Annotated in this window: 13 protein-coding genes and 1 pseudogene; 6 read left to right on the top strand and 8 right to left on the bottom strand. The window is 56.4% G+C overall.

Features of this window, described 5'->3' with window-relative positions; genetic code table 11:
- Positions 1 to 40: 40 nt before the first annotated feature.
- Positions 41 to 1,087 (bottom strand): hypothetical protein, encoded by a 1,047-nt coding sequence (locus BJP35_RS03810; protein WP_086462913.1) that lies wholly within the window; start codon positions 1,085 to 1,087, stop codon positions 41 to 43.
- Between the two features lie 77 nt (positions 1,088 to 1,164).
- The gene (locus BJP35_RS03805; protein WP_020882704.1) at positions 1,165 to 1,689 is read right to left on the bottom strand and encodes a lipocalin family protein; all 525 of its coding nucleotides are present in this window, start codon (positions 1,687 to 1,689) and stop codon (positions 1,165 to 1,167) included.
- 117 nt (positions 1,690 to 1,806) lie between these two features.
- Here BJP35_RS03805 and BJP35_RS03800 point away from each other — a divergent pair, with 117 nt between their 5' ends.
- The 4 genes from BJP35_RS03800 to BJP35_RS03785 all read left to right on the top strand — a co-directional run bounded on the left by BJP35_RS03800 (position 1,807) and on the right by BJP35_RS03785 (position 5,341).
- The gene (locus tag BJP35_RS03800) at positions 1,807 to 2,532 is read left to right on the top strand and encodes a MerR family transcriptional regulator (protein ID WP_047742740.1); all 726 of its coding nucleotides are present in this window, start codon (positions 1,807 to 1,809) and stop codon (positions 2,530 to 2,532) included.
- A 99-nt stretch (positions 2,533 to 2,631) separates the two neighbouring features.
- On the top strand, positions 2,632 to 3,042 hold the full coding sequence (gene uraH / locus BJP35_RS03795; protein WP_014168029.1) for a hydroxyisourate hydrolase: 411 nt from the start codon (positions 2,632 to 2,634) through the stop codon (positions 3,040 to 3,042).
- Positions 3,043 to 3,144: 102 nt separating this feature from the next.
- The gene (locus BJP35_RS03790; RefSeq protein ID WP_020882705.1) at positions 3,145 to 4,104 is read left to right on the top strand and encodes a DUF523 and DUF1722 domain-containing protein; all 960 of its coding nucleotides are present in this window, start codon (positions 3,145 to 3,147) and stop codon (positions 4,102 to 4,104) included.
- 148 nt (positions 4,105 to 4,252) lie between these two features.
- Positions 4,253 to 5,341 carry an AAA family ATPase gene (locus tag BJP35_RS03785; RefSeq protein ID WP_047742737.1) on the top strand — a complete coding sequence of 363 codons (1,089 nt, stop codon included), beginning with the start codon at positions 4,253 to 4,255 and terminating at the stop codon, positions 5,339 to 5,341.
- Between the two features lie 340 nt (positions 5,342 to 5,681).
- On the opposite strand, the pseudogene BJP35_RS24815 reads toward BJP35_RS03785, so the two are convergent.
- The 4 genes and pseudogenes from BJP35_RS24815 to BJP35_RS03765 all read right to left on the bottom strand — a co-directional run.
- Positions 5,682 to 5,936: pseudogene (locus BJP35_RS24815) on the bottom strand (hypothetical protein); the annotation flags it as partial.
- 5 nt (positions 5,937 to 5,941) lie between these two features.
- The gene (locus BJP35_RS03775; RefSeq protein ID WP_086462912.1) at positions 5,942 to 6,895 is read right to left on the bottom strand and encodes a GlxA family transcriptional regulator; all 954 of its coding nucleotides are present in this window, start codon (positions 6,893 to 6,895) and stop codon (positions 5,942 to 5,944) included.
- 26 nt (positions 6,896 to 6,921) lie between these two features.
- Positions 6,922 to 7,701: an MBL fold metallo-hydrolase gene (locus tag BJP35_RS03770; RefSeq protein WP_032679308.1), complete on the bottom strand. Its 780-nt coding sequence runs from the start codon at positions 7,699 to 7,701 to the stop codon at positions 6,922 to 6,924.
- A 94-nt stretch (positions 7,702 to 7,795) separates the two neighbouring features.
- Positions 7,796 to 8,683, bottom strand: a complete 888-nt coding sequence (locus BJP35_RS03765) for a LysR family transcriptional regulator (RefSeq protein WP_020882709.1) — start codon at positions 8,681 to 8,683, stop codon at positions 7,796 to 7,798.
- 198 nt (positions 8,684 to 8,881) lie between these two features.
- Between BJP35_RS03765 and BJP35_RS03760 the strand changes: the two genes are divergently transcribed.
- On the top strand, positions 8,882 to 10,078 hold the full coding sequence (locus BJP35_RS03760; RefSeq protein ID WP_049023097.1) for an MFS transporter: 1,197 nt from the start codon (positions 8,882 to 8,884) through the stop codon (positions 10,076 to 10,078).
- 2 nt (positions 10,079 to 10,080) lie between these two features.
- Positions 10,081 to 11,109, top strand: coding sequence for an alpha/beta hydrolase (locus BJP35_RS03755; protein WP_020882711.1), 1,029 nt, complete (start codon positions 10,081 to 10,083; stop codon positions 11,107 to 11,109).
- Positions 11,110 to 11,152: 43 nt separating this feature from the next.
- Here the strand turns inward: BJP35_RS03755 and nlpA are convergent, their stop codons facing one another.
- Positions 11,153 to 11,953: a lipoprotein NlpA gene (gene nlpA / locus BJP35_RS03750; protein ID WP_086462911.1), complete on the bottom strand. Its 801-nt coding sequence runs from the start codon at positions 11,951 to 11,953 to the stop codon at positions 11,153 to 11,155.
- 108 nt (positions 11,954 to 12,061) lie between these two features.
- Positions 12,062 to 13,579, bottom strand: coding sequence for an MDR family MFS transporter (locus tag BJP35_RS03745; protein ID WP_059305834.1), 1,518 nt, complete (start codon positions 13,577 to 13,579; stop codon positions 12,062 to 12,064).
- Between the last annotated feature and the right edge of the window lie 14 nt (positions 13,580 to 13,593).

Genomic DNA, 13,593 nt, shown 5'->3' with positions numbered 1-13,593 from the left:
GAGGAACGGTAAATATTCTAGCGCCCTGTCCCCCCTCACCCTAGCCCTCTCCCTCAGGGAGAGGGAACTGACCGTGCGGTTTGTTATCCCCCACCTTAATCTCCATCACTGCATATACCCCGTCTTTCGGGACCACCACGGTGACATTTTCCACCGGCACGCCTGCCGCGATATGAATATCCTGCAGCTGCCGGAGCGTCCGCGGGTAAATATCCTCCCAGCCGATACAGCGCAAAATAAAATCGATTTGTGGGCTGCTGGCCAGCATATTCGAGACAATCACCGCCCCGCCGGGCTTTATCAGCCGCAGCGCACGCTGGAGAAAAATCACCGCATCGGCATCGTTGAAATAGTCGAAAATCCCGAGTGCATCCACCAGTTCGGCCTGATGCTCGCCCAGCTCATGCAGTAAATCTTCGTTACGCACCAGCGTATGGAGCAAGTTGCGCCTGAGCAGGGTCAGCTGTTCACCCACGATAATGCCTTCCTGCGCCGCCATGGTTTCGGCCCAACTGAGCGCCACAAGGTCTTTATCCACCAGCGTCAGATACACCTGCTGGCCGTCGAGCTTCGCCTCGCGCAGCGCCTCCAGCACGGGGATTGCAGCCCCGCTTGCCAGGCTCACCCAATTGTTATCGTTCCCGTTGCGGATGTATTTATCCACCATCGCAGCCAGTACTTTTGCACGGGAGCGCACACCAATGGCATCGTTCGCATGGATAAACCACTGGCGGCTGTCGCTGTCCATTCGGGTTCCGTCTGGCAGACGCTCCTCCAGCGGGTTTTGCACCACAAAAAGCGCCAGCGCGGAGGGAACCAGCCGGGTACGCCACGCGGTGAGCGCCGGACGATTGCGGTAGGCTTGCCCGGAATAACGGTTCTGTGGGACAAGCACGGCCTGTCCCCCCTCTTCGTATTCAATCAGCGGAGGACGAAGCGCCGGGTCGGCTTTCAGCGCCCGGTTAATCGAATTGATCTCACGGGCAGTGTCGTCCTTCATCGGCCACTGGTCGCTAATATCCGGAAATGACGCACTGAAAATGGTCATATTTTCCGGTGCGTCGCCGCGAAAAGGCTGCCAGTTCATGTCGTCGTCTCCCGTTGAGCTTTTAACGGAAGTCTATCCAGGCGAGCCAGTAAAACCCTACGAAGAAAGCACGATCTTCACTGCTTAACCCACACCAGCTGATCAACCTTGAAGCCCAGACTGCGTGCGGTATTCAGGTAGTCCTGTTTCACGGCATCCGGAATCGTCGGCGTACGAGACAGGATCCACAGATAGTCGCGATTCGGCCCGCTCACCAGCGCATACTGGTACTTATCGTCCAGCTTGATCACGTTATAGCCGCCGTAGAAGGGGCCGAAGAACGACACCTTCAGCGCTGCCGTCGTCGGTTCGCCGGTAAAGTACGCTTTTCCTTCACTCTCATTCCACTTGTTTTTAACCGGGTCGAAACCCCGGTTAAGCACGCTGATGCCACCGTCGCTGCGCTCGCCGTAGGTGGCGGTCACCTGCTCCAGCCCGCGTTCGAAGCGGTTTTCCAGGCGGGCAACTTCATACCACTTGCCGAGATAGCGGCTGGCTTCAAAATTTGAAATGGGCTTTACGCCTTTCGGTGGCGTAGGGGATTTGCAGGCCACCAGAGTCAGGGCAATGGCGACACCCGTCACAACAGGCCATAGTTTCATGAGAATTCCTTTCATTTGCACGGTTGGAAGTAAAGTGTAGTGCACCGTTACGGCGCTTCATCCCGTGAGGGAAAATTCGTAGTATATTGAGAGTATTCCTCCACTCTGGACACGGACATGGCTTACTCCATCGGCGAATTCGCCAGACTCAGCGGGATCACCGCCACGACGCTGCGGGCATGGCAACGTCGCTATGGTTTACTCAAGCCACAGCGCACGGAGGGCGGCCATCGCCAGTACAGTGATGAGGACGTCCAGCAGGCACTGAAAATCCTCGACTGGGTGAAAAAAGGTGTGCCCATCGGCCAGGTCAAACCGCTACTGGAACGCCCCGTCCCGCGCAGGACCAACAACTGGCAAACGTTGCTTGAGACCATGCTGCAACGCCTGCAGGACGGGAAAATTGAGTCCCTGCGCCAGATGATTTACGACGCCGGCCGCGAATACCCCAGGCCAGAGCTGGTTGCAAATGTGCTGCGTCCGTTGCGCAGCCAGATGTCAGCCAACATCCCTGCCGCCATGACCCTGCGCGAGATCCTCGACGGCATTATCATCGCCTATGCCTCGTTCTGCCTTGAGGGCGACAAAAAAGCGCCGGGTGATAACATCCTGCTTAGTGGCTGGTACCTGAATGACCCGTGTGAAATCTGGCTCGAGGCCCTGATGCGTACCGGACAAGGTCACCGTATCGATATTTTGCCTACCCCCTCCACGTCACTGGCGCCTGAGATTTTCCCCGAGCGCAAATGGCTTCTGGTGACCAGCGGTAAACTGACCGCCGCACGGAAAAAGCAGGTGGCACAGTGGCAGCAGCAGGTATCCCTTGAAGTGATTATCCTCTGATTATTTTCTCCTGCGGTAAACTTCACGAAAAGTTGAATATTTTTCCGTCCCGCAAATGCTAACGTTTTCCTGTGACTGACAACCCCACAGGAAAACACAATGAAAAAAACAACCCCTCTGCTGATGCTGGCCGCCATGGCCTTTACCCCTGCCGCGTTTAGCGCCCCTGCCGGCACCCTGAGCGTACATATTCTCGACCAGCAAACCGGGATGCCACCATCTGACGTTACCGTCACGCTGGAGAAGCAGCAGCAGAACACATGGACCCAGATTGCCAGCGGCAAAACCGACCACGACGGACGTATCAAATCACTCTATCCGCAGGATCAGGACATGCAGCCAGGCGTGTATAAAGTGACCTTTAAAACCGCTGATTACTTCCACGGCAAAAAGCTGGACACCTTCTTCCCGGAGATCCCAGTGCTATTTACCGTGACCCGAACCAACGAGAAACTTCACATCCCGCTTCTGCTGAGCCAGTACGGCTACTCGACCTACAAGGGCAGTTAAGTCGCATTGATTTTAAAGGATAATAAAAAATAACTCCGCCAATACTTGGACAAATTACTCATGTTGTGTAAGTTTTAGATATACGAACTGGAGACACACACCATGACAATGAAACCTGTAATCGGTATTAGCGGATGTTTGACCGGTTCCGCCGTTCGCTTCGACGGCGGACATAAGCGTATGGGCTTTGTCATGGACGAACTGGCCCAGTGGGTGAATTTCAGGCCCGTCTGCCCTGAGATGGCCATCGGCTTGCCGACGCCACGCCCTGCACTGCGTCTTATCGTGACGGACAGCGGTGAAACCCAGATGCGTTTTAGCCACGCCCCGCACGAAGACGTTACGCAAAAGATGGCTGACTTTACGGCAGATTATCTGCCTAAAATCGGCGATCTGGCAGGCTTTATCGTCTGTGCAAAATCCCCCAGCTGCGGCATGGAACGCGTGCGGCTGTATGATGAAAACGGCAACCGGGGCCGCAAGGAGGGTGTCGGGCTGTTCACTGCCACCCTCCTTGAAACCCTGCCGTGGTTACCCGTGGAAGAAGATGGCCGCCTGCACGATCCGGTGCTGCGGGAAAACTTTGTTGAGCGTGTTTTCGCGCTTCATGAACTGAACACACTGCGCGCCCAGGGTCTGACGCGCCGTGCGCTATTAGATTTCCACAGCCGCTACAAACTTCAGCTGCTGGCGCACCATCAGGCGGGTTATCGTGAAATCGGCCCGTTCGTTGCCACGCTGCACGAGTGGGAAGATTTGGACGCCTTCTTTGTGGCGTACCGCGAAAAGCTGATGACCATCCTGAAGAAACCTGCCTCGCGGAAAAATCACACCAACGTGCTGATGCATATTCAGGGGTATTTCCGTAACCAGCTCAACAGCCGTCAGCGCGGCGAACTTCGCGACGTGATCCTGCACTACCGTAACGGGCAATTGCCCATCCTCGCGCCGATCACGCTGCTGAAGCACTACCTGGCCGAATACCCTGACCGGTATCTGATGACGCAAAACTACTTTGATCCCTATCCTGATGATTTGGGTCTGCGTCTGGCAGTCAAGTGATCATAAAAATGCGAAGGCCCCATTGACCCTCAGAGGCCCAAAGCAGTACCCCGTTTAGACGACACCCTCACTGTCGTCTCTTTTTTTGCATTTAACCTTAAAGACTGTAATTATATACAGGCCTACAGTGCGAAAAAGGAGCCTGCCTGTGATCAAAAGCCTGCATATCCAAAACTACCGCTCGATTCGCGACATGTCGCTGGAGCTGGAAACGCTCAATATCGTCTTCGGCCCCAACGGTACCGGGAAATCGAATATCTACAAGGCGATACACCTGATGCACAGCGCGGCGCAGGGGCAGTTCTCCCAGGCGCTGGCAAATGAAGGCGGTATTCTGAAGGTGTTCTGGGCAGGTAAGACCCGTAGCGACCAGCTCCGGCGGATGAACCTCGCGGTGGAAACGGACACTTACGAGTACGAGCTGCAGGTGGGCTTTGTCGAGCAACTGCCCTATCCCTCCCAGTTTCAGCTCGATCCGGTCATTAAAGAAGAGTCCATCTGGCTTACCGGTCAGCGCCGTCGCCCTTCATCACAGCTGATGAAGCGCAGGAATCAGGCGGTATTTCTCAACAACGTGCACCACGAAAAAGTGACTCACAGCGGCACGCTGTATGAAAACGAATCGGTGTTCGGGCAGCTCGGTGAACCGCATCTCTACCCGGAAGTGTCGCAGATGCGTGAGTCCCTGCGTAACTGGCGCTTTTATCATGAATTTTCCGTCTCGTCCGGCTCGGCGATGCGTGCCCCGCAGGTCGGTTTCCGCTCCCCGGTACTGGCCAGCGACGGCGCCAACCTGGCGGCCGCATTTCAGACCATTGTCGAGATTGGTGATGAAATGTTGCTGATGCGCATTCTCGACCAGGCCTTCCCCGGCTGCGAGTTTTACAGCGACAACACCGGCGGCCGCTTTCGCATGATGATGCAGCGCGAGGGGCTGAGCAGGCCGCTGGAACCGGCGGAGTTTTCCGACGGCACGCTGCGCTTCCTGTGCCTGGCGGTAGCGCTGTTAAGCCCGCGCCCGCCGGCCTTTATCGCGTTGAACGAACCGGAAAACAGCCTGCACCCGCAGATGCTGCCCGCGCTGGCGAGCTTAATCGCCGAGGCCAGCCGCTACTCACAAATTTGGCTCACCAGCCACTCGCCGGAACTGGCGAAGTTGATTGAGAAGCAGCGGTCGTTTTCATTGTATGAGCTGTCGATGGCGGAGGGAGAGACGAGGGTGGAGAGGCTGGAGTAACTCTATATCCTCATCTCCTACTCACCGGGGTGGATTCTTTTCTTTCGACATAAAGCATTGTATTCCTCCAATGATTACCCCACCACTAATGGAAAGGTTAACAGCTTCAACAAGATCACTCATTGGAAAATCAAATTGCCCGATGAAAAAATAGGTAACAAAGGCTATCAGCAAACGGCCGCACAAAAGCGTGGCAAAAATGCCAGCGATCCAAACAGCTACCAGCAATAGGAATAATTTTATCCTCGTAGTTAACATTATTTTTCTCGCTTAATTTGTTTTGTATAGCCTCAGTGGCAGCCTGTCCTTTGCTTCCGAAATATTCAGAACTCAATGACTCCAGAACCGTTTCGCCGTTGACGGTGGCCTTCTCCCACCACAGTAAGCTGTGGTCGAGCGCAGCAATCTGATCCTCAGTCAGCGAGACGCCAAACTGCAGGCCCAGCGACTGCTGCGCCGCCGCGGCGTTATCCATCAGATAGCGCATCCGATCCAGATCGGAGCCGATACCGTTCAGGTAGCGGTTATCGGTCTGGTCGAGCACCACGTTGGAAACATAGCGGGTATCGAACGCCGCATCGCCGAGGAAGCCGTAATAAATTAATGACGAAGCCGAAAAGTCTTACGCCACTCTGCCGGACTCACGCCAAAACGCGCCTTAAATTGCTGGCGCCAGGTCACCGCAGAGTTAAACCCTACCAGCTCTGCCACGCTTTCAATGGGCATATTCCCGGCTTCTAACAATATCTGGCTGCGCCGCAGGCGCTCGGTGGTCAGCCAGTCAGCCACGCTCATTCCGGTGGCTTTTACAAAATGGCGGGTAAGCGTGCGGCGGCTCATCGATACCACCTCTGCCAGCGAGTCCAGATTATGCGGTTCGGCAATGTGCTGCTGGAGATAGTCAATCAGGGAGTTGATTCGTCCGTCACGGGTATCTTTTGGTACCGGCTGGGCAATAAACTGTGCCTGCCCCCCCTCGCGGTGTGGCGGCACGATCATACGGCGGGCAATCTGGTTAGTGACCACGCTGCCAAAGCGCTGGCGGATGATGTACAGGCAGCAGTCAAGCGCGGCAGCAGTACCCGCAGAGGTGATGATATTGCCGTCATCGACGTAGAGCGCATTGATATCCAGCTTTACGTCCGGGAAAAGCGTCTGAAACTGATGTTCAAATTCCCAGTGCGTGGCCGCGCGTTTACCGTCGAGAATGCCCGCATAACCCAGCACAAACGACCCCAGACAAAGCCCGACGATCTCCGCCCCGTTGTCTCTGGCCTGGACCAGGCTGTCGAGAAGCGTCTGGGGCGGGCGTTGCTGGACATGCTGCCAGTAAGGCACCACGACGATATCTGCCTGGCCGATGGCGGAGAAATCGTGAGTCGCGTTAAGCGCAAACCCGTCTGTGGATGTCAGTAATCCCGGTTTTTCGGCGCAGATCAACACACTAAAGCGCTTTTCGCCGGATACCGTATCACCAAACAAAATGCAGGGAACGGAGTAGTGGAACGGGCTGAACCCGTCTACCGCAACAATCGCGACGTTGATTAGCGCCATGTATCTCTCCTCTCCCCTGGTGATGCTCAGAATATAACGGTTTCACCATCCTCGGGAATGCTCACCGCATCCCCAATCAGGTTCGCGTCAACGTACTCACGCAGCGCATGGCGGGTCAACAGGCAGTGGTTGATGGCCTCCATATGGGTCGCCACAATTTTCGCCTGCGGCAGCAGGAAGTGGACGTTGAGCACATCTTCCTGGCCCATGATAATCGGCCCAAACCCGATGACGTGAGCATAGCCCGCGTTAAGCACCACCACATCCGGCTGATGTTTTTGCAGATCGGCTGCCACTTCATCACGCCAGATGGTATCCCCGACAATGTAGAGCGTCTTCTCATCAGGATGACGTAAAACCACGCCACAGGCTTCACCCAGCCGTTCCGCCAGCTCCGGCACGGCGTAAGCACGATCGGTACCGTGCTGGCCGCCGCGGGTTTTCGCGATCCGGATATCGCCAAACGCCGTCTCCTCGGTCATTACCGTCAGGTGGGTAAATCCCTGGCTGCGCAGCAGCGCGGCGTCGCTGTCGTTCTGCACAAAGACAGGTTTATCTTTGCCGATCAGTTCCACTGCGGCGCGATCCCAGTGATCGTCATGGGTATGGGTGACGATCACCGCATCCGCCTCCAGCAACGTGTTGACGTCAACGGGTAGCTCAACCATCGGGTTGCGGATTTCCGCATGCGCCGTGCCGGGGAAGCCCGGATAAGCGCCCTTCGGGGCCAGCATTGGGTCGATTAAAAAGCGTTTCCCGGCGTAGGTAATCAGCTGAGTGGCATTACGAATCTGGGTGATGTTCATGGGTATTCTCCTCATAGTGTGAAGAGGAGAATAGCCCGATGCCGCGCGTAACAATGTGGGCCACAGGGCGATGATCGATGAAATCGGGTCAACGTTATCGCATCCGCAGCGCATCCACCACCAGCGAAAAAGCCGGCGACGGCTGCTTTCGGCTCGGGTAGTAGAGATAATACCCCGGGAAGGGCAGACACCAGGGTTCCAGCACGCGGATTAACCGGCCTTCAGCAATATGATCGCCAAACTCGTCTTCGGGCAGGAAAGCAATCCCGAATCCCGCCAGGGCAGCTTCGACAATATGCCAGGAAGTATTAAAGGTCAGCTGGCCATTCACGCGCACGTTCAGATCGCCACCGTCCTGATCAAAATCCCAGACGTAAATCCCGCCGGATTTTATCATCCTCTGGTTAATGCACTGGTGCTGCGTCAGCTCATGCGGCGTTTGCGGAACAGGATGACGGGCGAAGTAGTCCGGCGAGGCGACTGCGGCCATACGCAACTGCGGGCCTATCGGCAACGCAATCATGTCTTTATCGATGGTATCTCCCATACGAACGCCCGCATCGAAGCGGTCGGCAACGATATCGCGAAAACCGTGATTGGCGTCGAACTCGATGTGAATGTCGGGGTATTGCCGCAAAAGTGGCGTCAACTTAGGTAACAGAGTACGCGATAACACATCGGGTCCACAGGTGATCCTCACCGTGCCGGCGGGCTTGTCGCGAAGCTCCGTCAACATGTCCAGCTCCGCTTCGATTTCATCGAAACGGTTGCCAATCGCGTTAAGCAAGCGTTCACCGGCTGCGGTGGGGGAAACGCTGCGGGTGGTGCGAGTTAGCAGGCGGATCTGCATCCGGTTCTCCAGCCCGGTTATGGCCTGGCTTAACGCGGGCTGGGTCACGCCCAACTGTGCCGCGGCACGGGTAAAACTGCCCTCACGCGCCACGGTGACAAAAGCAAAAAGATCGTTCAGGTTACGCTTCATCACACCCTCATTTATAAGCCAAACTTATAAGCTCATTAAGCATTGATTAGCTAGTCAGAATACACCCGCCGTGTAAAATTTTCACTGTGACCTGACGTCAACCACATTCCAACCTTTCATCTGCATGCGTTATTCCGGTGAATAGCGCCCGGCCCCGGCTTGTCCGAATCTGGCCGAACGAATAACAAGGTAAACACGATGTCCGCTATGGTGAACGAAACATCAGCGCGCCAGTCCCGTGCCTGCTGGAGCGGCGTGCTGGCAATGACCCTCTGCGCTTTTACGCTGGTCGCCTCAGAATTTATGCCTGTAAGTCTGCTGACGCCCGTCTCGCGGGATCTCGCCGTCAGTGAAGGCCTGGCGGGCCTCGGGATCGCGATATCCGGCGCGCTGGCCGTATTGACCAGCCTGTTTCTCTCTTCTCTTGCGGGAGGCATTAACCGCAAATCGCTGCTGCTGGGCCTGACGGCGTTGATGGCCGTCTCCGGTCTGATTATCGCCGTGGCTGAGAGCTATCCCCTTTATATGCTGGGACGCGCACTGCTTGGCGTGGCCATTGGCGGCTTCTGGTCGCTCTCCGCGGCGACCGCAATTCGCCTCGTGCCACCGCATCAGGTTCAACGTGCGCTGGCCATTTTTAACGGTGGCAACGCCCTGGCGACCGTCGTTGCGGCTCCGCTCGGCAGCTGGCTGGGGGCGACAATCGGCTGGCGCGGTGCCTTTTACTGCCTGGTGCCCGTCAGCCTGCTCGCGTTTATCTGGCAGTGGTTCAGCCTGCCTTCCATGTCCGTGGAAAAGCGCACCGCGTCGTCCACCAGCGCCTTCGGCCTGCTGAAGACCCCACTGGTGGCAAAAGGAATGGTTGCGTGCGGCGTCTTTTTCATGGGGCAGTTCGCCCTGTTTACCTACGTGCGTCCGTTCCTGGAAACCGTGACTTTCGCCAGCGCGACGCAGTTATCGTTAATCCTGCTGGTGATTGGCGTGGCAGGTTTTATCGGCACCCTGTTGATCGGCACGTTTCTGCGCCGCGGATTTTACACCACGCTGGTCGCCATTCCCGTGGTGATGGCGCTGATTGCCGCGGCACTGATGGCCTTCGGCCATCACCTTGCCGCCGTCACCGCCCTGCTCGGCCTCTGGGGACTGGTCGCGACGGCCGCCCCCGTTGGCTGGTGGACCTGGGTTGCCAGAACGCTTCCTGAAAATGCCGAGGCGGGGGGCGGACTGATGGTGGCAATGGTGCAGCTCTCCATTGCGCTCGGCTCCACGCTCGGTGGCCTGGCCTTTGACCACAGCGGCTGGCAAAGCACCTTTGCACTCAGCGGTGTACTGCTTATCGCCGCTGCCATGTTCACGTTTTACACCTCACACAACGACACACTTTACAGGAGTTAATCATGAGAAGATTCACCATGGCGCTCGGGCTGTTAGTCAGCGCCTTCGCCGCCAGCGCTGCCGATATGTCCCGGGGCGCAGATAATTTCTACAAAAGCGATAAGGTTACGCAGCAGAAGGTGACCTTTAAAAACCAGTATCAGATGAACGTCGTCGGCAATCTGTATAGGCCAAAAGAGGCGGATAAAAACGCCAGACTGCCGGCGATCGTGGTCGGCCATCCGATGGGCGCGGTGAAAGAGCAAAGCGCCAGTCTCTATGCGCAAAAGCTCGCGGAACAGGGCTTTGTCACCCTGGCGATTGATCTCTCATTCTGGGGGGAAAGCGAAGGTAAACCGGGGCATCTGATCTCACCAGAAATCTATTCCGATGATTTCAGCGCGGCCGTGGATTATCTGAGCACTCAGTCTTTTGTCGATCCACAGCGCATCGGTGCGCTGGGCATTTGCGGCAGCGGCAGCTTCGTTATTAGCGCGGCGAAAATTGACCCGCGCATGAAAGCGATCGCCACCGTCAGCATGTATGACATGGGCTCCGCCTTCCGCAACGGTCTCAACCATTCCGTGACGGTTGAACAGCGTAAAGCGATGATTGCCTCTGCCGCTGAGCAGCGTCTGAAAGAATATCAGGGTGCAGAGACAGCCTACATTCCCGGGACGGTAAATAAGCTGGATGATTCTACGCCGGCTATCCAGCGTGAGTTCTTCGATTTCTATCGCACCGAACGCGGCGGGTACACGCCACAGGGCGAGGAAGAGGCGCTGACGACGAAACCGATGATGAGCAGCATCGGTAAGTTTATGAACTTCTATCCGTTCAACGATATTGAAACCATTTCACCGCGTCCGATGCTGTTTATCACGGGTGATAAAGCGCATTCGAAAGAGTTTAGCGAAGACGCCTATAAACGCGCCGGTGAACCGAAAGAGCTGTATATCGTGCCGAATGCAGGCCACGTTGACCTGTATGACCGCACGGATCTGATCCCGTTTGCAAAACTGGCCTCGTTCTTTAAAGCCAACCTGAAATAACCCGGTAAGGCGTATAACACCCTGTTATACGCCTTTGTCCTGACTACCAGCCCGGCACCGCGCCACCGTTAAAGAGGGTCTCTGCGGCCTTCGCCACTTCCGGCGACTGATACGACTGGATAAATTCCTTCACGTTTTCCGCGTCTTTGTTGTCTTCCCGCGTCACCACGATGTTCACATACGGCGAGTTTTTATCTTCAATAAACACGCTGTCATGCACCGGCGACAGCCCGGTTTGCTGGAGATAGGTGGTGCTGATAATGGCAACATCCACTTTCGGATCATCCAGCACGCGCGGCAGTTGCGCGCCTTCCAGCTCCATGATGTTCAAATGCTTCGGATTGGCGGTGATATCCAGCGCCGTCGGCAGCAGGCCAACGTCCGGCTTCAGGGTAATCAGCTTCTCTTTTTGCAACAGCAGCAGTGCGCGGCCAAGGTTGGTCGGATCGTTTGGAATGGCGATGGTCGCGCCTTCCTTCAGCTCAGACACGGATTTGATCTTGCGGGAGTAGCCGGCCATCGGGAAAACAAAGGTATTCGCCACAGCAACCAGCTTGTAGTGATGCGCCTTATTATCTTCTGCCAGGAACGGGCGATGCTGGAAGACATTGGCATCAAGATCGCCCTGACTGGTGGCATCATTGGGCAACAGCGAGCCGCTGAACCCCACCAGTTCCACATCCAGACCGTATTTCTCTTTCGCCACTTTTTTAGCGACTTCCGCCACGTCCTGCTCAGCGCCGTTAATCACGCCGACTTTGATGTGTTTGGCATCGCTGCCGCCTTGATCGCAACCTGCCAGCAGCAGGCCCGCGAGAACCAGAGCACCCAATCGAAGTTTCACGAGACATATCCTTTTGATAAACGTTTCAGTGACTATATCGACAACGGTACGGCTGGCTAAAAAACGAAAAAGCATCAATAAGACGGATAAGTTATATGTGCGGGGGCGTTATTGATCCGACCTGAGCATGCCCGCACGGCGTAACGGCGTTTCACGTAAAAACCACGACAGTACAAACGCCAGCACCATAATGCTTGCCGCCAGCAGGAACACCGCGTGAATGGCTGAGCCAAACGCATCAAGGTAATCGAGCCGCAGGGCCTCTGGCAGCCGGTGAATGGCCGCTGGATTGAGCTCATGCGGTAACTCCGCCCCTTGCGGTAAACGGTCCATCAGACCCGATTGCAAAACGTGGGTGAAGACCGCGCCAAACAGCGCGACGCCGATGGCCCCGCCAATGGAACGAAACAGCGTGACCCCGGAAGTCGCTACCCCGTATTGATCGGCAGAGACGCTGTTCTGCACGGCCAGCACCAGTACCTGCATGACCAGCCCCAGACCCATCCCCAGCACGCCGGTAAAAATGTACAGCTGCCAGGTCGGCGAGTGGATCGAGATACGCGTCAGCAGCACCATGCCCACCACGCCAAGCAGCGTACCGGCGATCGGAAACAGACGGTATTTTCCGGTACGGCTGATAATCCGCCCGCTGATGATCGAGGTCAGCAGCAGTCCGCCCATCAGCGGGATCAGCTGCAGACCGGCCTGAGTCGGCGTGGCGTCTTTCACAACCTGCAGATAGAGCGGCAGGAAGGTGACCGAGCCAAAGAGCGACATCCCGATAATAAAACCAATCAGGCTGCAGAGCAGAAAGCTGCGATCGCGGAACAGCGAGAGCGGAATGATTGGCTCCCAGGCCAGACGCTCCTCATAGATAAACCCGGCGATACCCGTCAGGCCAAAGGCCAGAATGCACCACAGCTGCGGGTCGTTCCACTGGCGTATCGTCCCGCCTTCAGTGGTAAACAGGATGATACACAGCAGCGCCATACTGAGGTAAATCGCCCCCAGATAATCAATTTCGTGCTTGTTGCGCCGTGCGCTGCCGTGGAACACCGCGCCTATCACCATCAGGGCAAAGAGACCGAGCGGCAGATTGATATAAAAAATCCAGCGCCAGGAGGCATGCTGCACGATAAACCCGCCGATAAGCGGCCCGATCACCGTCGCCAGACCAAACACGCCGCCAAACAGCCCCTGATAGCGGCCACGCTCCGCAGGCGGAATAACGTCCGCCACGGCGGCCATACTGATGACCATCAGACCGCCGCCGCCCAGCCCCTGCAGGCCGCGCATCAGCACCAGTTGGGTCATGTTTTGCGCCAGACCGCAGAGCACCGACCCCGCCAGAAACAGCACAATAGCGATTTGAAGGACGATTTTACGCCCAAACAGATCGCCGAATTTTCCGTACAGCGGCACCACAATGGTCGAGCTGAGGATATAGGCCGTCACCACCCAGGAGAGCTTATCCAGGCCACCCAGTTCCCCAACGATGGTGGGCAACGCCGTGGAAACAATCGTCTGGTCCAGCGCCGAAAGCAGCATCACCAGCAGCAACGCGCTGAACAACAGCTTTATCGACGGCACGTTTTGCGCAGGTTGAGTCATTACGTCGGACTCCATAAGAGATCGCTTGA

This window comes from Enterobacter sp. J49 (assembly GCF_002148625.1).
GTDB lineage: Bacteria > Pseudomonadota > Gammaproteobacteria > Enterobacterales > Enterobacteriaceae > Enterobacter > Enterobacter ludwigii.
Note: the sequence above shows the minus strand (reverse complement) of the source record. Positions and strands in the feature narration are given on the sequence as shown.

Coding starts and splice junctions, on each gene's coding strand:
- BJP35_RS03810 (WP_086462913.1), bottom strand. CDS start 1,087: ATGAACTGGCAGCCTTTTCGCGGCGACGCACCGGAAAATATGACCATT.
- BJP35_RS03805 (WP_020882704.1), bottom strand. CDS start 1,689: ATGAAACTATGGCCTGTTGTGACGGGTGTCGCCATTGCCCTGACTCTG.
- BJP35_RS03800 (WP_047742740.1), top strand. CDS start 1,807: ATGGCTTACTCCATCGGCGAATTCGCCAGACTCAGCGGGATCACCGCC.
- uraH (WP_014168029.1), top strand. CDS start 2,632: ATGAAAAAAACAACCCCTCTGCTGATGCTGGCCGCCATGGCCTTTACC.
- BJP35_RS03790 (WP_020882705.1), top strand. CDS start 3,145: ATGACAATGAAACCTGTAATCGGTATTAGCGGATGTTTGACCGGTTCC.
- BJP35_RS03775 (WP_086462912.1), bottom strand. CDS start 6,895: ATGGCGCTAATCAACGTCGCGATTGTTGCGGTAGACGGGTTCAGCCCG.
- BJP35_RS03770 (WP_032679308.1), bottom strand. CDS start 7,701: ATGAACATCACCCAGATTCGTAATGCCACTCAGCTGATTACCTACGCC.
- BJP35_RS03765 (WP_020882709.1), bottom strand. CDS start 8,683: ATGAAGCGTAACCTGAACGATCTTTTTGCTTTTGTCACCGTGGCGCGT.
- BJP35_RS03760 (WP_049023097.1), top strand. CDS start 8,882: ATGTCCGCTATGGTGAACGAAACATCAGCGCGCCAGTCCCGTGCCTGC.
- BJP35_RS03755 (WP_020882711.1), top strand. CDS start 10,081: ATGAGAAGATTCACCATGGCGCTCGGGCTGTTAGTCAGCGCCTTCGCC.
- BJP35_RS03745 (WP_059305834.1), bottom strand. CDS start 13,579: ATGGAGTCCGACGTAATGACTCAACCTGCGCAAAACGTGCCGTCGATA.